General features: G+C 72.2%; 18 protein-coding genes. 8 read left to right on the top strand and 10 right to left on the bottom strand.

The window, feature by feature from the left end:
- Nucleotides 1-45 precede the first annotated feature (45 nt).
- Genes OIE12_RS22200 through OIE12_RS22185 form a run of 4 tightly spaced genes read right to left on the bottom strand, consistent with a single transcriptional unit; the run spans nucleotide 46 to nucleotide 4697 of the window.
- Nucleotides 46-714, bottom strand: coding sequence for a GTP-binding protein (locus tag OIE12_RS22200; protein ID WP_329137977.1), 669 nt, complete (start codon nucleotides 712-714; stop codon nucleotides 46-48).
- The gene (locus OIE12_RS22195) at nucleotides 695-1117 is read right to left on the bottom strand and encodes a DUF742 domain-containing protein (protein ID WP_329137975.1); all 423 of its coding nucleotides are present in this window, start codon (nucleotides 1115-1117) and stop codon (nucleotides 695-697) included. Before OIE12_RS22195 ends, OIE12_RS22200 begins: the two co-directional genes overlap by 20 nt.
- On the bottom strand, nucleotides 1114-1626 hold the full coding sequence (locus OIE12_RS22190) for a roadblock/LC7 domain-containing protein (RefSeq protein WP_329137972.1): 513 nt from the start codon (nucleotides 1624-1626) through the stop codon (nucleotides 1114-1116). Before OIE12_RS22190 ends, OIE12_RS22195 begins: the two co-directional genes overlap by 4 nt.
- The gene (locus tag OIE12_RS22185) at nucleotides 1623-4697 is read right to left on the bottom strand and encodes a sensor histidine kinase (RefSeq protein ID WP_329137970.1); all 3075 of its coding nucleotides are present in this window, start codon (nucleotides 4695-4697) and stop codon (nucleotides 1623-1625) included. Before OIE12_RS22185 ends, OIE12_RS22190 begins: the two co-directional genes overlap by 4 nt.
- Before the next feature lie 356 nt (nucleotides 4698-5053).
- Between OIE12_RS22185 and OIE12_RS22180 the strand changes: the two genes are divergently transcribed.
- Nucleotides 5054-5842, top strand: a complete 789-nt coding sequence (locus tag OIE12_RS22180; RefSeq protein ID WP_329137968.1) for a hypothetical protein — start codon at nucleotides 5054-5056, stop codon at nucleotides 5840-5842.
- A 188-nt stretch (nucleotides 5843-6030) separates the two neighbouring features.
- Here OIE12_RS22180 and OIE12_RS22175 read toward each other — a convergent pair whose 3' ends face one another.
- Together OIE12_RS22175 and lon are read right to left on the bottom strand one after the other, a co-directional pair.
- Nucleotides 6031-6564, bottom strand: coding sequence for a MarR family winged helix-turn-helix transcriptional regulator (locus tag OIE12_RS22175; protein ID WP_443053883.1), 534 nt, complete (start codon nucleotides 6562-6564; stop codon nucleotides 6031-6033).
- A 296-nt stretch (nucleotides 6565-6860) separates the two neighbouring features.
- Nucleotides 6861-9281 (bottom strand): endopeptidase La, encoded by a 2421-nt coding sequence (lon, locus tag OIE12_RS22170; RefSeq protein WP_329137966.1) that lies wholly within the window; start codon nucleotides 9279-9281, stop codon nucleotides 6861-6863.
- 186 nt (nucleotides 9282-9467) lie between these two features.
- Between lon and OIE12_RS22165 the strand changes: the two genes are divergently transcribed.
- The 5 genes from OIE12_RS22165 to OIE12_RS22145 all read left to right on the top strand — a co-directional run bounded on the left by OIE12_RS22165 (nucleotide 9468) and on the right by OIE12_RS22145 (nucleotide 16799).
- On the top strand, nucleotides 9468-10160 hold the full coding sequence (locus OIE12_RS22165; RefSeq protein WP_329137964.1) for a spermidine synthase: 693 nt from the start codon (nucleotides 9468-9470) through the stop codon (nucleotides 10158-10160).
- 122 nt (nucleotides 10161-10282) lie between these two features.
- Complete coding sequence (locus OIE12_RS22160) at nucleotides 10283-11020, top strand: response regulator transcription factor (protein WP_006142353.1); 738 nt, start codon at nucleotides 10283-10285, stop codon at nucleotides 11018-11020.
- A 290-nt stretch (nucleotides 11021-11310) separates the two neighbouring features.
- A complete protein-coding gene (locus OIE12_RS22155) occupies nucleotides 11311-12366 on the top strand; it encodes a HAMP domain-containing sensor histidine kinase (RefSeq protein ID WP_329142131.1) in 1056 nt (351 codons plus the stop codon).
- 351 nt (nucleotides 12367-12717) lie between these two features.
- On the top strand, nucleotides 12718-16536 hold the full coding sequence (locus OIE12_RS22150) for a multifunctional oxoglutarate decarboxylase/oxoglutarate dehydrogenase thiamine pyrophosphate-binding subunit/dihydrolipoyllysine-residue succinyltransferase subunit (RefSeq protein WP_329137962.1): 3819 nt from the start codon (nucleotides 12718-12720) through the stop codon (nucleotides 16534-16536).
- Between the two features lie 80 nt (nucleotides 16537-16616).
- Nucleotides 16617-16799 (top strand): DUF6104 family protein, encoded by a 183-nt coding sequence (locus OIE12_RS22145; RefSeq protein ID WP_329137959.1) that lies wholly within the window; start codon nucleotides 16617-16619, stop codon nucleotides 16797-16799.
- Nucleotides 16800-16896: 97 nt separating this feature from the next.
- Here OIE12_RS22145 and OIE12_RS22140 read toward each other — a convergent pair whose 3' ends face one another.
- Entirely contained in the window at nucleotides 16897-17661 is a 765-nt protein-coding gene (locus OIE12_RS22140) for a hypothetical protein (RefSeq protein WP_329137957.1), read from the bottom strand.
- Nucleotides 17662-17800: 139 nt separating this feature from the next.
- Here OIE12_RS22140 and OIE12_RS22135 point away from each other — a divergent pair, with 139 nt between their 5' ends.
- Nucleotides 17801-18784: a DUF4097 family beta strand repeat-containing protein gene (locus OIE12_RS22135; RefSeq protein WP_329142129.1), complete on the top strand. Its 984-nt coding sequence runs from the start codon at nucleotides 17801-17803 to the stop codon at nucleotides 18782-18784.
- A 1-nt stretch (nucleotide 18785) separates the two neighbouring features.
- Nucleotides 18786-19859 (top strand): helix-turn-helix transcriptional regulator, encoded by a 1074-nt coding sequence (locus OIE12_RS22130; protein ID WP_329137955.1) that lies wholly within the window; start codon nucleotides 18786-18788, stop codon nucleotides 19857-19859.
- A 70-nt stretch (nucleotides 19860-19929) separates the two neighbouring features.
- Here OIE12_RS22130 and OIE12_RS22125 read toward each other — a convergent pair whose 3' ends face one another.
- The 3 genes from OIE12_RS22125 to OIE12_RS22115 all read right to left on the bottom strand — a co-directional run bounded on the left by OIE12_RS22125 (nucleotide 19930) and on the right by OIE12_RS22115 (nucleotide 21751).
- Nucleotides 19930-20502: a Clp protease N-terminal domain-containing protein gene (locus tag OIE12_RS22125; RefSeq protein WP_329142127.1), complete on the bottom strand. Its 573-nt coding sequence runs from the start codon at nucleotides 20500-20502 to the stop codon at nucleotides 19930-19932.
- Nucleotides 20502-20711, bottom strand: a complete 210-nt coding sequence (locus OIE12_RS22120) for a helix-turn-helix domain-containing protein (protein ID WP_329137953.1) — start codon at nucleotides 20709-20711, stop codon at nucleotides 20502-20504. The genes OIE12_RS22125 and OIE12_RS22120 overlap by 1 nt, the downstream gene beginning before the upstream one ends.
- Before the next feature lie 74 nt (nucleotides 20712-20785).
- Nucleotides 20786-21751, bottom strand: coding sequence for a zinc-binding dehydrogenase (locus OIE12_RS22115; protein WP_329137951.1), 966 nt, complete (start codon nucleotides 21749-21751; stop codon nucleotides 20786-20788).
- Nucleotides 21752-21884: the final 133 nt, after the last annotated feature.

The raw sequence follows: 21884 nt of genomic DNA, 5'->3' as shown, positions 1-21884 counted from the left end.
TCTCCCTACGGCTACGGCTCTGGATGTGCTGCTTCAGGCGTGACGCTATTCGGGCGACATCTCCAGGGCATGGCGTACGAGCCCCAGCAGCGTCTCGATCGCCGAGATCCGCCGCCGCGCGTCCATGATCATTACAGGGATGTGCGGCGGGATCGTCAACGCTTCGCGCACGTCCTCCGGTTCGTACCGCTCGCTGCCGTCGAAGTGGTTGACGGCGACGATGTACGGCAGCCCGCAGCTCTCGAAGTAGTCGAGGGCCGGGAAGCAGTCCGCGAGCCGCCGGGTGTCGGCGAGGACGACCGCGCCGATCGCGCCGCGCACCAGGTCGTCCCACATGAACCAGAACCGCTGCTGGCCGGGGGTGCCGAAGACGTAGAGGACCAGGTCGTCGTCGAGCGTGAGGCGGCCGTAGTCCATGGCCACGGTGGTGGTGAGCTTCTGCGGGGTGTCCGACAGGTCGTCGGTCTCCGCGCTCGCCTCCGTCATCAGCGCCTCGGTCTGCAGCGGCGTGATCTCGGAGACGGCGGTGACGAGGGTGGTCTTGCCGACGCCGAAGCCGCCCGCGACGACGATCTTCGTGGCGATGGGCGCGCGGGTGCGGTCCTTCTGCCAGGGTTGGAGCTGCTCCTCGTCGTCGAGGAGCGGGGCGACGCCCGGGGAGGCGGCGTCGCGTGCGACGCCCGCCACGGTGGCGTCAGAGACGGCGGAGTCCACTCAGCACCCTTTCCAGCAGCGCGCGGTCCGGCTGTCCGGGGCCGTGACCGGTTCCGTACACACGGATCTTTCCCTGGTCCGCGAGGTCGCTCAGCAGCACCCGGACCACGCCGAGCGGCATCTTGAGCAGGGCCGCGATCTCGGCCACCGTCCGCATGCGGCGGCAGAGTTCGACGATGGCCCGCATCTCGGGCATCACGCGGGAGGCAAGTGAACCATTGGTCAGTTCACGGCGTTCCTCGGGGGCCTCGAGTGCGGCGACGAAGGTCTCCACGAGCAGGACGTGCCCGAAGCGGGTGCGGCCACCGGTGAGCGAGTAGGGGCGCACCCGGGCGGGTTTGCGGTCGCCGCCGCGGACGGGGAGTTTCCGGGGCGCGTCCCCGGACGTGGCGGTGGCGGTCATCGATCGCCTCCCGGCCGCGCGTCCTCGTCGGTCTCCAGCGACTTGCGCAGCTCGCTGCGGAGTTCGGGGGTGAGGACGTGGCCGGCCCGGCCGACGAAGAGGGCCATGTGGTACGCGACGACGCTCATGTCGCAGTCCGCGGAACCGTGCACGCCGAGCAGGGAGCCGTCGCTGATCGACATGACGAAGAGGCTGCCCTCGTCCATCGCGACCATGGTGTGCTTGACCTCGCCGTACCCGACCAGCTTGGCGGCGCCGATGGTGAGGCTGCCGATGCCGGAGACGATGGTGGCGAGGTCGGCGGAGGAGCCGCGGGGCCCTGCGGGGGTGTCACCGCCGGCGGTGCGGGCCACGGCGACGGCTCCGGGGTCGGAGGAGAGCAGCAGCAGACCGTCGGAGGAGACCACCGCCACCGAGAGGATGCCGGGCACCTCCTCGACGAGGTTGGTCAGCAGCCACTGAAGGTTGCGGGCTTCGCTGCTCAGTCCGTAGGTAGTGGACGCGGTCAACTGCTTGCCTCCTCGACGGTGCCCCCCGATGTGTCCACGGCCGCGGTGTCCTGTGCGGAGCCGTGGTCCGTGGTGCCGGGCGCGGGCGCGGTGCCCTGACCGGGCCGGGCGGTCTGTCCGGTCCGCTCGGCGATCTCCTCCTCGGCGGCCCGGGCGCCCTTCCGTGCGCCCTGGTGGAAGCCGCCGAGCCGGCGCCGCAGCGCCTCGGCGTCCACGCCGCCGGACCGGGCCCGGGGTGCCTCGACGGGCGTGGAGATACGGGGCGTGCGTTTGGGCAGCCCCTTGGCGGTGAGCCGGGGCGCACGGGCCGGCGCGGGTACGGGCGCCGGCGCGTCACCCTCCGCGTCGCTGCGTTCGTGGCTGTCGGGGCCTATGGAGTAGGGCCCACCGCCACGGGCCTCGGCGCCACGGGCCTCGGCGCCGGGCGCATCGGCGCCGGACGCATCGGCCGGGAACTCGCCGACGGTCGGCCCGGAGGGCGGTGGGGCGGAGTGGTCCCGGGGGTCCTGGGCGTCCTGGGCGTCCTGGGCCGGCTCCGCCGGGGGCGTCGGCGCGAGCAGCTCCATGGTCGTCTCCGGGGAGACGCCCTCGGCGTCCGCCCCGGACCGCGCCCCGGGCACGACGGCGCCATGACTGCCGCGTTGCGCGGCATCGCCGCCTTCGGGGGTCCCGTCGTGTCCGACGGCCCCGTCGTGCCGCTCGGTGACGTCGGCCTCGGCGGCCCCGCCGTCCCGTACGCCCTCCGCGGCCGCGGCATCCGTCGTCCCGGGCTCGCCCGGGTCCGTCGCCGTCTCCGCCTCCTGCGCGCGGATCGTCGCTTCCGCCGCCGCGATCAGGGGGTCCTCGTCGCCGGGCGGTTCAGGAGCCGTGGGGCGTTGGCGGGGCGGCAGGACGTTGCCGTTGGCCTCGGCGCCGGCGCCCGGCAGGCGCAGCGCCTCCGTGCCGGAGGCGGCCGAGGGCGCGGCGACCGCCGTCGCCTCCGCGCCGGCCATCAGCGCCTCCGGCAGCACCGCGACGACCGTGCTGCCGCTCTGCTGCTGCCCGCGCAGCCGCACCCGCACCCCGTGCCGGTGGGCGAGCCGGGCGACGACGTACAGACCGAGCCCGAGCCCTTCGCCGTCCTCCGTGCCGTACGGCTGCTCCGGGTCGAAGTCGGAGAGCCGGGCGTTGAGCCGGGTCAGCCGGTCGGGGGTGATGCCGATGCCCTCGTCCTGGACGGAGAGCATGACCTCGCCGTTCTCCAGCAGCCACCCGGAGATCTCCACGGGCGCGTCCGGCGGCGAGAACGACGTGGCGTTCTCCAACAGTTCGGCGAGGAGGTGCGAGAGGTCGTCCGCGGCGAACCCGGTGACGTGCGCGTGCGGCGGCAGCGCGGCGATGCGGACACGGTCGTACCGCTCGATCTCGCTGACGGCGGCCCGCACCACGTCGACCAGCGGCACCGGCCCGGCGTGCTGCTGCCCGTGTTCCGCGCCGGCGAGGACGAGGAGATTCTCGCTGTGCCGGCGCATGACGGTGGCGAGGTGGTCGAGCTTGAAGAGCGTGCCGAGCCGCTCGGGGTCCTGCTCGCGCTCCTCCAGCCCCTCGATGACGCCGAGCTGGCGCTCCACGAGGGCGAGCGTGCGCAGCGCGAGGTTGACGAACGTGCCGTGGATGCTGTTGCGGGCCTGCTCCAACTGCTGGCCCGCCGCATCGAGTTCGGCGCGCAGCCGCTGCCGTTCGTCGGCGACGGACTGCCGCTTGTCGATGAGGTGCTTGCGGTCGCTCTCCAGCGTGCCGACGCGCTCCTGGAGGGCGAGGGCGTGCGCGTGCAGCGCGTTGACGGAGCGGACGACCTGCGCGAACTCGTCGTTGCGGCCGGTGAACTTGACCGGCTCCTCCGTGGCCGGGTCGCCGGCCAGCCGCGCGGAGCCCTTGCGCAGCACGGCGAGCGGCCGGGTGAGGCTGCGGGCGAGCGCGGTGGCGATGGCGACGGCGACGAGGACGAGCGCGCCGAGGACGGCGATGCGGATCTCCAGCGCGGTGACGTCGTCGTCGCGCAGCTGTTCGAGGTCCGTGCCGCGGCGCTCGTAGAGGGAGGACTCGGCGCCGCGCATCGCGTCGATGCGGGCGGACAGGGCCGTCTCCAGCTTGGTGCCGCTGGTGCCGAGGTCGCTGTCGGAGAGGGTGGGCTGGTCGGTGAGGCGCGTCAGGTACTTCTCGGCGGTGGCGACCTCGGGCCCGGTGACCGTGGTGTCGTACGTGTTCTTCGCGGCGCCGGTCGCGGTGGCGCGGAATGCGGCGACGGCGGCGTCGGAGCGGACGTCGGCCTGCTGGGCGGCGGCGCTGAGCGCGTCGCGCTGCTTGGCGTCGGCGGCCGTGGCCGTGCTGGTCGTGGTCGGCAGCCCGGTGATCGGGTCGATGACGGTCTGCGTGCCGTGCGGGACGGCGAGCGCGGCCAGCAGCAGTCCCCGGGCGGCGCCGGCCTGCTGGACGGCGGTGTCGAGCGAGGCGAGCGCGTGGTCGCCGGAGCCGGCCCGGGGCGGCATCTTCTCGGCGAGCTCCTCGGCCAGGGCGTGGAGCTCGCCGAGGGCGTCGGTGTAGGCGCGGTGGGTGTCGAGGGCGCCGCTCTTGCCGGTGAGGGCGGCCCGGCGGACGGCGGCGACGTCGTCGAGGGCGGTGCGCAGCCCAGTGGGAAGGTCGGGGTCGGCGCGCAGCTCCTCGATCTGCCGGTCGACACGGGCGCTCTGCTGCTCGCCGGGCGCCTTGGACTTGGGGCGTCCGGCGGCGACGAAGACGGTGATCTGGTCGCGTTCGTCGGCCAGGGAGTGCGCGAGGGAGAGCGCGTCCCGGGTCTGCGCGCCCAGCGTGACGAGGCTCTGGGAGTCGTTGAGGTCGCCCGAGGCGGCGACGACGCTCGGCGCGCCGGCACCGGCGACGGCGGCGGCCACCACGGCCACCGCGACGATCAGCCGGTTGCGGACGTGCGTGGGCCGTCCCCTTCCCACGGACTCGGAGGAGGCGCCGTCCTGTGCGGGAGGCGTCTGCTTGCCTGGGCGCCGAGGCCGCGTTTTCTGCACCGGTGCTCGCATTCCTGACTCGTCTACCAAGGGCCCGGACGACGTCCCGTCACGGGGGCGGGTCGTCCCGGTACGGCTCCCGACCCTCCCAGTGGCGCTGGGCAGTGGCCCCACTTCGCCCGGCCCGCCACCCGAAGGAGTGAACCCCGGCGGGGAGTTGGCGGGCAAGTTCCTCCGGCGTGTGCCAGAGCGGTGCGCGGCGGGCCGGTTGGACGTCGGGGCCGCGCTTTGGCAATATTCGCCGCCACGCTTCACCGGATCCCATCAATCGGTGCCAAATCCGGCGGCGGGAGCGGGTGTCCGCGCCCTTCCGGCGGCGAATGACGGGCTTTTGTGAACCCTGTGAAGGGCTCGTGCAGACTGGCCGGATGCGTACGGAACTGATCTCGGAACCCGCCGGCCCCGGCCGTCCCAACGAGGACTTCGCCGCCCTCGCGCTGCCCGCCTCGGGACAGGGCGGCGCGCTGGCGGTACTGGACGGGGTGACGCCGCCGGCGGCCGAGCCGGGATGTACGCACTCGGTGCCGTGGTTCTGTGCGCGGCTGGGCGGTGCCCTGACCGAACTGTCCGTTTCCCGGCGGGATCTGTCGCTGCCACAGGTGCTGTCCGCGGCGATTTCCCGCACGGCGGACGCACACGCCACGACCTGTGACCTTTCTCACCCGCGCACGCCGCAGGCAACCGTGGCGGTGGCGCGCTGGGACGAGGCGGTGGTGGAGTACCTGGTCCTGTGCGACGCGGTGCTGTTGCTGGAGTCGACGGACGGGACGGTCACGCCGGTCCTCGACGACCGCCTGGCCCGTCTGCCGCGCACGGCGCTCACCTCGGCGGCGGTGGTGGACGGGACGCTGCGCAACAAGGAGGGCGGCTTCTTCACGGCGGCCGCGGATCCGGGGGTGGCGGGGCGGGCGGTGAGCGGGACGGTGCCGCGGGGGTCCGTCCGGGCGCTGGCCGCCCTGACGGACGGGGCGGGGCGGTGGGTGGAGACGTTCGGGGAGGGCGGGTGGGGGGAGCTGTTCGGGGTGCTGCGGGGGGAGGGTGCGGGGGTGTTGGTGGAGCGGGTGCGGGAGTTGGAGCGCGGCGATGCGGAGGCCCGCGCCCGGTTGGGCGCGGCGAAGACGCATGACGACGCGACGGTGGTGTTCGTGGAGCTGTGACCAAACTCTGGGGCGCGTTGTCGGCCGCGGGTCGGTGGGGGCTGGTCGCGCAGTTCCCCGCGCCCCCTAAAAGCAGGGGGCGCCCCCAGGTCTTCAGGGGCGCGAGGCTGTGTCGATGTGCGGCTCCGCCGCGTGGGCGCGAGCAACCACGAACCACCCGCAGCCGCCCAACAACCCGTACCCCCGAGCTATGAGGCGCCGTCCGCGCCGTCCTCCTCCCACCCCGTGATCCCCCGGTTCAACTCCCGCAACAGCCTCGCCAGCTCAGCCACCTCTCGCGCATCCCAGTGCGCGAGCTTCCGCACATACCGCGCCCGCCGCGCCACCCGTACGCTCGCGACCCGCCGGCCGCCCTCCTCCGTGAGGTGGACGAGCCAGGCGCGCCCGTCCGCCGGGTCCGGTTCGCGGGCGACGAGGCCGAGTTCCTCCAGCGCCCGCAGCTGGCGGGACATCGTCGCCTTGCCCACCCCGACGAACGCCGCGAGATCCGTCGCCCGCTGCCGCCCGCACTCCTCGAGCCGTACGAGCAGCCCGTACGCGGCGGGCTCCAGATCGGGGTGGACCTCGCGCGCCATCTCGCCCTGCTGGGCCCTGGCGCGCCGCATCAGCATGGTCAACTCCCGCTCCAGGGCGAGGAATTCCGGCGGGGCCTGCTCACCGCCGGACACCGGCGCCGTCCGGACGGTGCCGGACCCGCCCTCCCTGGTTCCGTCCTCGTGCACGTCAGCACTCCCGAGCTGGTTCCGCCGTACTGAAAGTCTCCGCCACGCGTGGCCGTTGCCGCAGTTCCGCCAGTATTTCGCAGGCGTAGACCAACGGCAGCCTCCGGCCCCCCTTCCCGGGCCCGGGTCTCCGTGCGTAGTCTCCCGTGCCGCCAGGACACGCCAGGCAGTGCACGCCGGACCACCGACCCACCGGAACTGCGCAGTCTTTCCAAGGGGGTCCGGGGGCGAAGCCCCCGGGAACGGGAAGGGTAGGGGCGGCGGGGGCGAAAAACTGCCCCGCCGCACCCCACCCCTCACGCAGCCACCGGCGCCGCATCCCGAGAGACATCCACCGGCGCCAGCGCCAACTCCAGCACCTGCCGCACATCCGTCACCGGATGCACCTCCAGCTTGGACAGCACCTCCGCCGGCACCTCATCCAGATCCGCCTCGTTCCGCTTCGGGATGATCACCGTCGTCACCCCCGCCCGATGCGCCGCCAGCAACTTCTGCTTCACGCCCCCGATCGGCAAGACCCGCCCGGTCAGCGACACCTCCCCCGTCATCGCCACATCCGTCCGCACGAGCCGCCCGCTCAGCAGCGAGGCCAACGCCGTGGTCATCGTGACCCCCGCACTCGGCCCGTCCTTCGGCACGGCCCCCGCCGGGAAGTGAATGTGCACCCCCCGGTCCTTGAGGTCACCCACCGGCAGCTCCAGCTCCGCCCCGTGCGACCGCAGGAAGCTCAGCGCGATCTGCGCCGACTCCTTCATCACGTCGCCGAGCTGCCCGGTCAGCGTCAGTCCCGCCGCCCCGGTCTCGGGATCGGCCAGCGACGCCTCCACGAAGAGGACGTCGCCCCCCGCCCCGGTGACCGCGAGCCCGGTCGCGACCCCCGGCACGGCGGTGCGCCGCTCGGCCGGGTCCTGGGCGGACTCGGGCACGTGGTGCGGCCGCCCGATCAGCGCCCGCAGATCGTCCGCACCGACCGTGAAGGGCAGCTCGCGCTCGCCCAGTTCGTGCTGGGCGGCGACCTTGCGCAGCAGCCGGGCGATCGACCGCTCCAGGGTGCGCACACCCGCCTCCCGGGTGTACTCACCGGCCAGCCGGCGCAGCGCGCCCTCGTCGATCGTGACCTCCTCGACGGCCAGGCCCGCCCGCTCCAGCTGGCGCGGAAGCAGGTGGTCGCGGGCGATGACGACCTTCTCGTCCTCGGTGTAGCCGTCGAGCCGGACCAGTTCCATCCGGTCGAGCAGCGCCTCCGGAATGGCCTCCAGCACGTTGGCGGTGGCCAGGAAGACGACGTCGCTCAGGTCGAGTTCGACCTCCAGGTAGTGGTCCCGGAAGGTGTGGTTCTGCGCGGGGTCGAGGACTTCGAGCAGGGCTGCGGCCGGGTCGCCCCGGAAGTCGGAGCCGACCTTGTCGATCTCGTCGAGGAGGACGACCGGGTTCATGGACCCCGCCTCCTTGATCGCCCGTACGATGCGGCCGGGCAGCGCGCCGACGTACGTACGCCGGTGGCCGCGGATCTCCGCCTCGTCCCGGACGCCGCCGAGCGCGACGCGGACGAACGTGCGCCCCATCGCGTGGGCGACGCTCTCGCCGAGCGAGGTCTTGCCGACCCCGGGCGGGCCGACCAGCGCGAGCACGGCACCGCCGCGCCGGCCGCCGATCACTCCGAGTCCGCGGTCGGTACGGCGCTTGCGCACCGCGAGGTACTCGGTGATCCGCTCCTTGACGTCCTCCAGACCGGAGTGCTCGGCGTCCAGGACCGCCTTGGCGCCCTGGATGTCGTACGCGTCCTCGGTGCGCTCGTTCCACGGCAGCTCCAGGACCGTGTCGAGCCAGGTGCGGATCCAGGAGCCCTCGGGGGACTGGTCGCTGGAGCGCTCCAGCTTGTCGACCTCCTTGAGCGCGGCCTCGCGGACCTTCTCGGGCAGGTCGGCGGCCTCGACGCGGGCGCGGTAGTCGTCGGACTCCTCGCCGTCCTTCTCGCCGTTGATCTCGCGCAGTTCCTTGCGGACGGCCTCGAGCTGACGGCGCAGCAGGAACTCGCGCTGCTGCTTGTCGACGCCCTCCTGGACGTCCTTGGCGATCGTCTCGGCGACGTCCTGCTCGGCGAGGTGGTCGCGCAGGTGCTGGGTGGCGAGCTTGAGCCGCGCGACCGGGTCGGCGGTCTCGAGCAGCTCGACCTTCTGCTCGGTGGTCAGGAAGGGCGAGTAACCGGAGTTGTCGCCGAGCGCGGACACGTCGTCGATGGCCTGCACCCGGTCGACGACCTGCCAGGCACCGCGCTTGCGCAGCCACGCGGTGGCGAGCGCCTTGTACTCCTTCATCAGTTCGGTGACGTGCCCCGGCAGCGGCTCGGGCACGGTCTCCTCGATCCGGGTGCCCTCGACCCAGAGCGCGGCGCCCGGGCCGGTCGTACCGGCGCCGATCCGTACGCGGCTCCGGGCCCGGACGAGGGCGCCGGGGTCGCCGTCCGCGAGCCGGCCGACCTGCTCGACGGTGCCGAGGACGCCGGTGCCGGCGTAGGTGCCGTCGACGCGCGGCACGAGCAGCACGCGCGGCTTCCCGGGACTTCCCCCGGCGGCGGCCTGCGCCGCCTCCACGGCGGCGCGTACGTCGGAATCACTCAGGTCCAGCGGCACGACCATGCCCGGCAGGACGACCTCGTCGTCGAGCGGCAGCACGGGAAGGGCGAACGGCGTGGACGACGGGGACTCAGCAGCCATGATCTTCCTCTCGACAGCGAAGTTGAGCTATGCCGACTCAATGCACCTGAGCCCCCGAATGTTCCCCCACGGCCGTTCGCCCACAGCGATCACGACTCCACCCCCGCGAGGGTCGGGGGCGCGCGCTGTCTGCGCGGGGGGCGAAAAAAATCCCCCGCCCAACTCCCGTCACCTCACAATGACCCCATGCCCCACCCGGACCACAACCCCACCGAACCCCCCGTCACCCTCGACACCCGCCCCGGTCCCGCCGGCGACATCACCCTCCGCCGCCACGGCCCCCACCTCCAGATCATCGCCAACGGCTGCTTCCTCATGGACACCTCCGACGGCCGCTCCGAACGCCGCCTCGTCGACGCGGCCCACGAAGCCCTGACCGGAGGTCGGGAAAACCCCGCCGTCCTCATCGGCGGCCTCGGCGTCGGCTTCTCCCTCGCCCACGCCGCCGCCGACCCCCGCTGGGGCCCCATCACGGTCGTGGAACGCGAACCCGCCGTCATCGACTGGCACCGCACCGGCCCCCTCTCCCCCTACACCGCCGACGCCCGCGCGGACCCCCGCACCCGCATCCTCGAAGCGGATCTGATCACTTACGTCAATGAGACATCGGACACATACGACGCCCTCTGCCTGGACATCGACAACGGCCCCGACTGGACCGTCACCGAGGACAACGAAACCCTCTACTCGCCTCCCGGACTGGCAAGCTGCGCAAGGGTGTTGAGACCCGGTGGAGTACTCGCCGTATGGTCCGCACAGCCCTCTCCGGAATTTGAAGGAACCCTACGGAATGCCGGGTTCCAACAGGTGCGTACCGAAGAGATCCCCGTTGCCCGGGGCGTTCCCGACGTGGTTCACCTGGCGGTCCGACCCGGATAGCCGGGCGAGTGTTACTGCCCGTACGCTGCTCCCCTGACGCGGATCATTCAAAGCACAACGACGCGTCACCGCAGACATGGGATCACCCCACGGATTCCGGAAAGCAACCCCAGGGGCGGGCGATGGAGCAGACACACACCTCCCACAACGGCACGGCGACGACGAACGGCGCACAGCGCCGGGTTCTGGTGGTCGAGGACGACCAGACGATCGTCGATGCCATCGCGACCCGTCTGCGCGCCGAGGGATTTCTCGTGCAAACGGCGGGCGACGGCCCGTCCGCGGTGGACACCGCCGAAGCCTGGCAGCCCGATCTGCTGATCCTCGACATCATGCTGCCCGGCTTCGACGGGCTCGAGGTCTGCCGCCGGGTGCAGGCCCAGCGCCCGGTGCCGGTGCTGATGCTCACCGCGCGGGACGACGAGACCGACATGCTGGTCGGTCTCGGCGTCGGCGCCGACGACTACATGACCAAGCCGTTCTCCATGCGGGAACTGGCCGCCCGGGTGCACGTCCTGCTGCGCCGGGTGGAGCGGGCCGCGCTCGCCGCGACGACTCCGCGCTCGGGCATCCTCCGCCTGGGCGAACTGGAGATCGACCACGCACAGCGCCGGGTCCGGGTGCGCAGCGAGGACGTGCATCTGACGCCCACCGAGTTCGACCTGCTGGTGTGCCTCGCCAACACCCCGCGTGCCGTACTCTCGCGCGAGCAGCTGCTCGCCGAGGTGTGGGACTGGGCGGACGCGTCCGGGACGCGGACCGTGGACAGCCACATCAAGGCGCTGCGGCGGAAGATCGGTGCGGAGCGGATCCGCACGGTGCACGGTGTGGGCTACGCGCTGGAGACGCCGACGCCCTGAGCGGGCTCTCCCGCCCGGCTCCCGGCGGCAGCGCCGCCGGATTCCCGCGGGAGCCGGGCAGCCGAAGGGGGCTGGAAGCGATGAGCGGTGCCGGTGGAACGCGCCGGGGCGCGGTCTTCGGACGCGTGGCGGCCGCGGCGCGCGGGTCCGGCAGGGCGCGCCCCCGAAAACCGACGTCCGCAGGGCGCAAGGCACGCCCCGGACGCGCCCCGAGGACGTCGAGAGGCGCGACCGGGTACGGCACGGCCACCGGGCCGGGCCCCGGTCCCGAACACGAGTCCGGCCGCGGTCTGTGGCCCTTCTCCGTCAAGACCAAGCTCGGCACGCTGGTCGTCGTCTCCGTCTTCATCACCACCGGTCTGCTGATGATCGCCGTGCGGACCCAGACCGAGCTGCGCTTCATCACCGTCTTCTCGGTGATCGCCACCCTGCTGATCACCCAGTTCGTGGCGCACTCACTGACCGCCCCGCTGGACGAGATGAACGCCGTGGCCCGCTCCATCTCGCACGGCGACTACACCCGCCGGGTGCGCGAGAACCGCCGCGACGAGCTGGGCGACCTGGCGCAGACGATCAACCGCATGGCCGACGAGCTGGAGGCGCAGGACAGCCGGCGCAAGGAGCTGGTGGCGAACGTCTCGCACGAGCTGCGCACGCCCATCGCGGGGCTGCGCGCGGTGCTGGAGAACATCGTGGACGGCGTCACCGAGGCCGATCCCGAGACGATGCGCACGGCGCTGCGGCAGACCGAGCGGCTCGGCCGCCTGGTGGAGACGCTGCTGGACCTCTCCCGGCTGGACAACGGCGTCGTCCCGCTGAAGAAACGTCGCTTCGAGGTGTGGCCGTACCTGGCCGAGATGCTGAAGGAGGCCAACATGGTGGCCTCCGCGCGGGCGGGCATCGCCTCCGGCTCCGGCGGTCACACCCGCAAGGACGTCCATCTGCACCTCGACGTCCATCCGCCGGAGCTGACCGCGCACGCGGATCCGGAGCGCATCCACCAGGTCATGGCGAACCTCATCGACAACGCCGTCAAGCACAGCCCCCCGCACGGCAGGGTGACGGTCAGGGCGCGGCCGGGGCAGGCGCCGGACTCGCTCGACCTGGAGGTGCTCGACGAGGGGCCGGGCATTCCGCGCTCCGAGTGGCACCGGGTGTTCGAGCGGTTCAACCGGGGCGCGGTCCGCTCCCCGCACGGGCCCGGCAGCGACGGCGGCACGGGTCTGGGGCTGGCGATCGCGCGCTGGGCGGTGGACCTGCACGGTGGCCGGATCGGCGTGGCCGAAAGCGAGCGGGGCTGCCGCATCCGGGTCACCCTTCCCGGGCTTCCCTCTTCGCCAAGTTGACGTAAAGTGCGCAGCGGAGCCGCATGATCCACCGGCTGCCCCGGCACGCCCGGGCACGGCGTGGACACGTGTGATCAAGGCCACCGGGCCACCGCGCGGAGCGGCGGACCGGGCCCCGGTCCGACCGCCGCCGCTCCCCCGGGAGGCCGCGCGTGCGCCGCTCCCTCGGGCTCCCGTACCCTTTTCGACCGTAACCGCGCTTGTTTCCCGCCAATTCCGACGGCGAAACACGGTTTTGAATGTGATGTACGTGACGATGAACCGGCCCGACCTCACCTTCCCGGTCACGGAGGCGTAGCCTTTATTCCCGCTGTCCATCACCTTGTGAAGCGGAAGAGGGCGGTTGCCGCCGTGTCGCCACAGTCCCCCAGTAACTCGAGCATCTCCACCGAGACCGACCAAGCCGGGAAGAACCCCGCGGCCTCGTTCGGTGCCAATGAGTGGCTCGTCGACGAGATCTATCAGCAGTACCTCCAGGACCCGAATTCGGTAGACCGCGCCTGGTGGGACTTCTTCGCGGACTACAAGCCGGGGGCGGCTGCCACCCCGGCTCCGGCGGGTGACGCGGCCGCGGGGGCCGCGCGGACCGACGCCGCTCCCACCACCCCGGCGCAGCCGGTCGCTCCGGCGCCGCGCGCCGCGCAGCCGGCCGCCCCCGCGCAGCCCGCCACGCCGACGGCCGCGCCCGCCGCCGCACCGGCCAAGCAGGCCGCGAAGCCCGCTGCGGCGGCCCCCGCGAAGCCGGCCGCCGCCGCCAAGGCCGCACCGGCCGCCAAGGCGGCCCCGGCCACCGAGGCCCCCCAGGGCCCCGAGTACGTGACGCTGCGCGGTCCCTCCGCGGCCGTGGCGAAGAACATGAACGCCTCCCTGGAGATGCCCACGGCCACGTCCGTGCGCGCGGTCCCGGTGAAGCTGCTGTTCGACAACCGCATCGTCATCAACAACCACCTCAAGCGGGCCCGGGGCGGGAAGATCTCCTTCACCCACCTCATCGGCTACGCGATGGTGCAGGCCATCAAGGCCATGCCGTCGATGAACTGGCACTACGCGGAGAAGGACGGCAAGCCGACCCTCGTCAAGCCGGAGCACGTCACCTTCGGCCTGGCGATCGACCTGGTGAAGCCCAACGGCGACCGCCAGCTCGTCGTCGCCGGCATCAAGAAGGCCGAGACGCTGAACTTCTTCGAGTTCTGGCAGGCCTACGAGGACATCGTCCGCCGCGCCCGCGAGGGCAAGCTGACGATGGAGGACTTCAGCGGCGTCACGGTCTCCCTGACCAACCCCGGCGGCCTGGGCACCGTCCACTCCGTGCCGCGGCTGATGCCCGGCCAGTCGGTCATCATGGGCGTCGGCTCCATGGACTACCCGGCCGAGTTCCAGGGCACCTCCCAGGACACCCTGAACAAGCTGGGCGTCTCCAAGGTGATGACCCTCACCTCGACGTACGACCACCGGGTCATCCAGGGCGCCGCCTCCGGCGAGTTCCTGCGGATCGTCGCCAACCTGCTGCTCGGCGAGAACGAGTTCTACGACGAGATCTTCAAGGCGCTGCGCATCCCCTACGAGCCGGTCCGCTGGCTCAAGGACATCGACGCCAGCCACGACGACGACGTCACCAAGGCCGCCCGCGTCTTCGAGCTGATCCACTCCTACCGGGTCCGCGGCCACGTCATGGCCGACACCGACCCGCTGGAGTACCAGCAGCGCAAGCACCCCGACCTGGACATCACCGAGCACGGGCTCACCCTGTGGGACCTGGAGCGCGAGTTCGCGGTCGGCGGCTTCGCGGGCAAGTCCCTGATGAAGCTGCGCGACATCCTCGGCGTGCTGCGCGACTCGTACTGCCGTACGACCGGCATCGAGTTCATGCACATCCAGGACCCCAAGCAGCGCAAGTGGATCCAGGACCGCATCGAGCGCCCGCACAGCAAGCCCGAGCGCGAGGAGCAGCTGCGCATCCTGCGCCGGCTGAACGCGGCGGAGGCCTTCGAGACCTTCCTGCAGACGAAGTACGTCGGCCAGAAGCGGTTCTCCCTGGAGGGCGGCGAGTCCGTCATCCCGCTGCTCGACGCCGTGCTGGACTCGGCCGCCGAGTCGCGCCTGGACGAGGTCGTCATCGGCATGGCCCACCGCGGCCGGCTGAACGTGCTGGCGAACATCGTCGGCAAGTCGTACGCGCAGATCTTCCGCGAGTTCGAGGGCAACCTCGACCCGAAGTCGATGCACGGCTCCGGCGACGTCAAGTACCACCTGGGTGCCGAGGGCACCTTCACCGGTCTGGACGGCGAGCAGATCCGCGTCTCGCTGGCCGCGAACCCCTCCCACCTGGAGACGGTCGACCCGGTCATCGAGGGCATCACCCGCGCCAAGCAGGACATCATCAACAAGGGCGGCACCGACTTCACGGTCATGCCGGTGGCGATCCACGGCGACGCGGCCTTCGCGGGCCAGGGCGTGGTGGCCGAGACCCTGAACATGTCGCAGCTGCGCGGCTACCGCACCGGCGGCACGGTGCACATCGTCATCAACAACCAGGTCGGCTTCACCGCCGCCCCGGAGTCCTCGCGCTCGTCCATGTACGCCACGGACGTGGCCCGCATGATCGAGGCCCCGATCTTCCACGTGAACGGCGACGACCCGGAGGCCGTCGTGCGCGTGGCGCGGCTCGCCTTCGAGTTCCGCCAGGCGTTCAACAAGGACGTGGTGATCGACCTCATCTGCTACCGCCGCCGCGGTCACAACGAGTCGGACAACCCGGCCTTCACCCAGCCGCTGATGTACGACCTGATCGACAAGAAGCGCTCGGTGCGCAAGCTCTACACCGAGTCCCTCATCGGTCGCGGCGACATCACCCTGGAGGAGGCCGAGCAGGCGCTCCAGGACTACCAGGGCCAGCTGGAGAAGGTCTTCACGGAGGTCCGCGAGGCCACCGCGCAGCCGGCCGCCCCGCACTCGCCCGACCCGCAGGCCGAGTTCCCGGTCTCCGTCAGCACCGCGATCTCCACGGAGGTCGTCAAGCGGATCGCCGAGTCCCAGGTCAACATCCCCGACCACTTCACCGTCCACCCGCGCCTGCTGCCGCAGCTCCAGCGCCGGGCGTCGATGGTCGAGGACGGCACGATCGACTGGGGCATGGGCGAGACCCTCGCCATCGGCTCCCTCCTCCTGGAGGGCACCCCGGTGCGCCTGTCCGGGCAGGACTCCCGCCGCGGCACGTTCGGCCAGCGCCACGCGGTCCTGATCGACCGCGAGACCGGCGAGGACTACACCCCGCTGCTGTACCTGTCGCAGGAGCAGGCCCGCTACAACGTCTACGACTCGCTGCTCTCCGAGTACGCGGTCATGGGCTTCGAGTACGGCTACTCGCTCGCCCGTCCGGACGCGCTGGTGATGTGGGAGGCGCAGTTCGGCGACTTCGTCAACGGTGCCCAGTCGGTGGTGGACGAGTACATCTCGGCCGCCGAGCAGAAGTGGGGCCAGACCTCCGGCGTCACGCTGCTGCTCCCGCACGGCTACGAGGGCCAGGGCCCGGACCACTCCTCGGCCCGCATCGAGCGGTTCCTCCAGCTGTGCGCGCAGAACAACATGACGGTCGCCCAGCCGACGCTGCCGTCGAACTACTTCCACCTCCTGCGGTGGCAGGTGCACAACCCGCACCACAAGCCGCTGGTCGTCTTCACCCCGAAGTCGATGCTGCGCCTGAAGGCGGCGGCCTCGAAGGCGGAGGAGTTCACCACCGGCCAGTTCCGTCCGGTCATCGGTGACGACACGGTCGACCCGGCCGCCGTCAAGAAGGTCGTCTTCTGCGCGGGCAAGGTCTACTACGACCTCGCCGCCGAGCGTCAGAAGCGCGGCGCGCACGACACGGCCATCATCCGCATCGAGCGCCTGTACCCGCTGCCGGGTGCCGAGCTCCAGGCGGAGATCGCCAAGTACCCGAACGCCGAGAAGTACCTGTGGACGCAGGAGGAGCCGGCGAACCAGGGTGCCTGGCCGTTCATCGCGCTCAACCTGATCGACCACCTGGACCTGGCGGTCGGCGCGGACGTCCCGCACAGCGAGCGCCTGCGCCGCATCTCCCGGCCGCACTCCTCCTCCCCCGCCGTGGGTTCCGCGAAGCGGCACCAGGCGGAGCAGGAGCAGCTGGTCCGCGAGGTGTTCGAGGCGTAACGCCGAGTCGACGACGGCCGGGCCCGCACCCCTTCCCGGGGGTGCGGGCCCGGCCGTCTTGCCGCCATATCCTTGGCCCCATGTACTTCACCGACCGTGGCATCGAGGAACTGGAGAAGCGGCGCGGCGAGGAGGAGGTCACCTTCGAGTGGCTCGCCGAACAACTCCGCACGTTCGTCGACCTCAACCCCGACTTCGAAGTCCCCGTAGAACGCCTGGCCACCTGGCTGGCCCGGCTGGACGACGAGGAGGACGAGGACTGACGAGAACCGGGGGGCCGGGGCGCCCGGCAAGGGGCGCGGCGAACTGCGCGACAAGACACGACGCACCCGCACCCGCGACCCCGCCCACCCCGAGCTATTAGGCGCCCCACCCCACCCGCAAACCCCCCACCACCCCATCCACCACCAACAAGACCCCCGCCACGACCCATCCCGCCCGCCGTCGCCACACCCCCCAAACAATTACCGGCACCCCCACCCCCACCTGCACCAACGCAACAACCCTCGCCCCACTCCCCACCGCCGCCCCCACCGCCGGCTCCACACCCCCCATCGCCGCCCCCGGCACAACCTCCCCAAGCCCCCGCCGAAGCGGCTCCCCCACCACCATCCCTTCAGGCAACCGCACCCCCACCCCCTCCAGCACGCCAACGAACCCCCGCACCCGCCCCCTCCCATCCACAGCGGAATCCGTCCGCGCAAGCGCCAACAACGCCCCCGCACCCTCTGGCTCCTCCACCCCCAACTGCTCCCCCAGCGTCCGCATCGCCTCGTCCTCCCCCACCGCCGTCCCATTGGCCAGCCACACATACCCCACAGGCCGCCGAAACCCGGACGCCAGCACACACCCACAGCGGTCCGCGTCCCACCACACCGCGAGCACCGGCCAGGACACCCCCACCGCCAGCGCGAACGCCCATCCCGTGGCGACCCGCTCGACGGTCTCCCCACCCCGCCACGGCTCCCCCTCCGGCACCAGCACCGTCCACCCGTCCCCCGCCTCCGCGAGCCCCACCCGCTCGCGCAGCACCGGCACCACGGGCGCGACGGCATCGGGCCGCGCCCGGCAGAGCAGCAACACACCACCGGCCGCACCGCGCGCGGCACCCGCATCCGTCGACATGCCCTCACGGTAGGCAGATTCCTCCCGTTTCCTCCCCGGCTGTTCACCTGAAGGGGTGTCTTGACTTCCCGACTGCACGATATATCGTGTGTATCGAGGACGCGATATGACGCGAGCCAACGCCGAGGAGGTCACCACCATGTCCGAGTGGTCCGTCGCAGAGCCGGGAAAGCTCACCTTCGACGACCCCGTGACGTCCCTGCACGTCCGCATCGTCAACGGCACGGTGAACGTCATGGGCACGGAGGACTCCACCGCCCGCCTCGAGGTCTCCGGCATAGAGGGTCCCCCGCTGACGGTGACGCACCAGCACGGCACCCTCACCGTCGCGTACGACGACCTCCCCTGGCGCGGCTTCCTGAAGTGGCTCGACCGCAAGGGCTGGCGCCGCTCCGCCGAGGTCACCCTCGCGGTACCGGCCGGCACCCGCGTGGAGGTCGGCGTGATCGGCGCCCACGCGATGGTCTCGGGCATCGAGCAGACCACGGAGGTCAAGGGCGTCACGGGCGATGCGACACTCGTGGGCATCTCCGGCCCCCTGCGGGCGACGACGGTGTCGGGGAACGTGGAGACGCAGGCCGTCACCGGCGAACAGCGGCTCAACTCGGTCTCCGGCGACCTCACCGTCGTCGAGGGTGCCTCGCCCTTCGTCAAGGCGGACTCGGTGAGCGGCGCGATCATCCTGGACCTGGACCCGGCCGGCGGCCCCACGGACGCCCGGCTGACCAACGTCTCGGGCGAGATCGCCGTCCGCCTCGCTCACCCGGCCGACGCGGAGGTGGAGGCGAACACGGCGGGCGGCGCGGTCTCCAACGCGTTCGACGACCTCCGGGTGACCGGGCAGTGGGGTACGAAGAGGATCACGGGCCGGCTCGGCGGCGGCACCGGCCGGCTCAAGGCGACCACCGTCTCCGGCTCCATCGCCCTCCTGCGCCGCCCGAGCGACGACGAGCCGTGGGACACCCCACCACCCCCTGGCCCCACCGACGACCACACTCCCGCCCCGAACGCGCCCTCCCCGACCGACTCCGCCCCGGGCGGCTCTTCGAGCGACGCGACCACGCACGGCCCGACCACGCACGGCCCGACCGCGGACGGCCCGACCGACAAGAAGGTGCTCTGACATGGCCCCCGTCTTCGCCCACGGCCGGCTGCGGCTGTATCTCCTCAAGTTGCTGGACGAGGCCCCGCGCCACGGCTACGAGGTGATCCGGCTGCTGGAGGAGCGCTTCCAGGGGCTCTACGCCCCCTCGGCCGGCACCGTCTACCCCCGCCTCGCCAAGCTGGAGGCCGAGGGGCTGGTCACCCACACCACCGAGGGCGGCCGCAAGGTGTACTCGATCACCGACGCGGGCCGTGCGGAACTGGCCGGGCGCAGCGGCGAACTGGCCGACCTCGAACTGGAGATCCGGGAGTCGGTGGCGGAGCTGGCCGCCGAGATCCGCGCGGACGTCCGGGGCGCCGCGGGCGATCTGCGCCGGGAGATGCAGGCGGCGGTCAGCCAGGCCCGGGGCGGCCGCAAGAAGCAGGAGACGCCCTGGGAGTCGCGCGACTGGGCCGAGGACGGGGAATCGTGGCGGGCCGCGAAGGAGGAGATGCGGCGCGTCAAGCAGGAGTGGAAGGAGCAGGCCAGGCGGGCGAAGGACGAGAGTCGCCGGGCCCGCGAGGAGGCCCAGCGGGCCCGCCGCCAGGCCAAGGAGGCCCAGGAGCACGCCCGCGCCCAGGCGCAGGAGGAGATGCAGCGGATCGCCAAGCGGGTCCAGGAGCACGCCCAGGAACACTTCGAGCGCGGCGACTGGCCCACCGGCGTCCGCGAGGGCCTGAGCGAACTGGCCAAGGAGTTCGGCGAGTTCGGCAAGGTCTTCGGCAAGGAGTTCGGGAAGGACCTCGGCAAGGACTTCGGTTTCGGACGCCCTGAGCAGGGGGACGCGTCCCCGTCCCGCCCCGGCCGGCCCGAGCCGGAGTACACGGTCACCCCGGAGGAGTTCCCCGCCGCCTACGAACCGGCCTGGGCCCACGAGTCCCCCACGGGAGAGCCGGCCCGCGACCTCGACCGGCTCCTGGACCGCTTCCGCGACGACATCCGCGACGCGGCCCGGGACCACGGCGTCTCCGAGGACCAGCTCCGCGACGCCCGCCGCCATCTGTCCACGGCGGCGGCCCACATCGGCGCGATACTCCGGACGCCGAAGGTGTAGCCGGCCGCGCGGGGGCCGGACCGGGCGGAGCCGGACCGGGCCGACGCGGCAGGCGTCGGCCGGCCGGGGATCAGCTCGCGCGGGCCTGGCCGGGGCCGGGGCCGTAGAGGACCCGGGTCAGGGATGCGTGGGTGACGCCGTGGTCGGCCAGCACCTCGGAGGGGATTCCGGGGCGGGCGGTCAGGGCGAGCAGCAGATGCTGGTCCCCAATGCACCGGTCGTGGCGGGCGACGGCGGCGCGCAGGGCGCCCGTCAGCACCTCCTTGGCCCCTCGGGTGAAGGGCCGGTGCCCGGCCCGGCGTCGGCCGGTGTCCTTGCCGGCCGCCGCGAGGGCGCCGGGACCGTGGGTCTCCTCGACGCGGGAGATGATCTCGGTGAGGTCGATGCCGAGGTCGTTGAGGGCATCCGCGTCGGCGCGGGTGAGACCGCCCCTGCGGCGGGCCTCGGCCAGGTCGTGCACGACCGCTTCGCGCCGGCCGGGCAGTCCGAGCGCGGCCAGCGCGAAGGAGCCGCGGCTGCCCTCGCGGTCGAGGAGGGCGAGCAGGAGGTGTGTCTCGTCCACGTGCCGTTCCCCGGACCGGGCGCAGTGCTCGACCGCGCCGGTGACCACGGCCCGGGCGTCCTCGGTGAACCGTTCGAACATCATCGCCTCCCGTGTTTCTTGTGCACGGCCTGCCTGCTGACGCCGAGTTCCGCGGCGATCTCCTGCCACGACCAGCCCTGATTGCGCGCACTGCGCACCTGGACCACCTCGAGCTGTTCGAGGAGGGTCCGCAGCGCGGCGACCGCCCGCAGTCCGACCCGCGGGTCACGGTCGCCGGCGCGCTCGGCGAGATCCGTTGCATCCGTCATGACGTCAACGTAGGTTGACGACAGGGAGGGTGTCAACCATGGTTGACGGAGACGGGTGGACGGACGGGGAGGTGTCAGCCGTTGGTCAGCACGAGCTTGCCGAACTGGTCGCCGGCCTCCATGCGGGCGAAGGCGTCCCGCGCGCGGTCCAGCGGGAGGACCTCGTCGATGACGGGCCGGACGCCGGTGGCGGCGCAGAAGGAGAGCAGGTCCTCCAGCTCGTCCTTGCTGCCCATGGTCGAGCCGACGACCTTGAGCTCGAGGAAGAAGATGCGGGTGAGTTCGGCGTGCGAGGGCCGGTCGCCGCTGGTGGCACCGGAGATGACGACGGTTCCGCCGGGGCGCAGGGACTTCACGGAGTGGGACCAGGTCGCCGCGCCCACGGTTTCGAGGACGGCGTCGACGCGCTGCGGCAGCCGCGCCCCGGTCTCCAGCGCCTCCACGGCGCCGAGTTCGACAGCCCGCTTGCGCTTGGCCTCGTCCCGGCTGGTGGCGAAGACACGCAGTCCCGCCGCCTTGCCGAGCACGATCGCGGCGGTCGCGACACCGCCGCCGGCGCCCTGCACGAGCACGGAGTCGCCGGGGCGTACGCCCGCGTTGGTGAAGAGCATGCGGTAGGCGGTCAGCCATGCGGTGGGCAGGCAGGCGGCCTCCGCGAAGGAGAGTTCCTTCGGCTTGGGGAGGAGGTTCCAGGTGGGGACGGAGACCTGTTCGGCGAAGGTGCCCTGGTAGCGCTCGGTGAGGATGGAGCGGGGCTCGTCGGGGCCGACGCCGTGACCGCTCTGGCCGATGACGGAGTGGACGACGACCTCGTTGCCGTCCTCGTCGACACCGGCGGCGTCACAGCCGAGGATCATCGGGAGCGCGCCCTCGGGGAGACCGACGCCTCGCAGGGACCAGAGGTCGTGATGATTCAGGGAGGCGGCCCTGACGTTCACGGTCGTCCACCCGGGCTTGCGCTCGGGGGCCGGCCGCTCCCCCAACTCAAGTCCCGACAACGGCTGGTCACGGTCGATTCGAGCAGCATAGGCAGCGAACATGCCCCCGACCATAGGCTCCGCCACCAGCCCACGGAACCAACCCGCGCTGTGACACGCGTCCCGTGGGACGCGCGGAACGCGCGCCCCGCGGCGCCCACCGACCAGCCCCGCGCACCGCTCGCGTCTGCGCGTG

The organism is Streptomyces sp. NBC_00670, assembly GCF_036226765.1.
In the GTDB taxonomy this organism is placed as follows: domain Bacteria; phylum Actinomycetota; class Actinomycetes; order Streptomycetales; family Streptomycetaceae; genus Streptomyces.
Note: the sequence above shows the minus strand (reverse complement) of the source record. Positions and strands in the feature narration are given on the sequence as shown.

Bases quoted from the DNA above. Each gene is read 5' to 3' on its own strand.
- OIE12_RS22195 (WP_329137975.1), bottom strand. From the start codon at position 1,117: ATGACCGCCACCGCCACGTCCGGGGACGCGCCCCGGAAACTCCCCGTC.
- OIE12_RS22185 (WP_329137970.1), bottom strand. From the start codon at position 4,697: ATGCGAGCACCGGTGCAGAAAACGCGGCCTCGGCGCCCAGGCAAGCAG.
- OIE12_RS22180 (WP_329137968.1), top strand. From the start codon at position 5,054: ATGCGTACGGAACTGATCTCGGAACCCGCCGGCCCCGGCCGTCCCAAC.
- lon (WP_329137966.1), bottom strand. From the start codon at position 9,281: ATGGCTGCTGAGTCCCCGTCGTCCACGCCGTTCGCCCTTCCCGTGCTG.
- OIE12_RS22165 (WP_329137964.1), top strand. From the start codon at position 9,468: ATGCCCCACCCGGACCACAACCCCACCGAACCCCCCGTCACCCTCGAC.
- OIE12_RS22160 (WP_006142353.1), top strand. From the start codon at position 10,283: ATGGAGCAGACACACACCTCCCACAACGGCACGGCGACGACGAACGGC.
- OIE12_RS22145 (WP_329137959.1), top strand. From the start codon at position 16,617: ATGTACTTCACCGACCGTGGCATCGAGGAACTGGAGAAGCGGCGCGGC.
- OIE12_RS22140 (WP_329137957.1), bottom strand. From the start codon at position 17,661: ATGTCGACGGATGCGGGTGCCGCGCGCGGTGCGGCCGGTGGTGTGTTG.
- OIE12_RS22135 (WP_329142129.1), top strand. From the start codon at position 17,801: ATGTCCGAGTGGTCCGTCGCAGAGCCGGGAAAGCTCACCTTCGACGAC.
- OIE12_RS22130 (WP_329137955.1), top strand. From the start codon at position 18,786: ATGGCCCCCGTCTTCGCCCACGGCCGGCTGCGGCTGTATCTCCTCAAG.
- OIE12_RS22125 (WP_329142127.1), bottom strand. From the start codon at position 20,502: ATGTTCGAACGGTTCACCGAGGACGCCCGGGCCGTGGTCACCGGCGCG.
- OIE12_RS22120 (WP_329137953.1), bottom strand. From the start codon at position 20,711: ATGACGGATGCAACGGATCTCGCCGAGCGCGCCGGCGACCGTGACCCG.
- OIE12_RS22115 (WP_329137951.1), bottom strand. From the start codon at position 21,751: ATGTTCGCTGCCTATGCTGCTCGAATCGACCGTGACCAGCCGTTGTCG.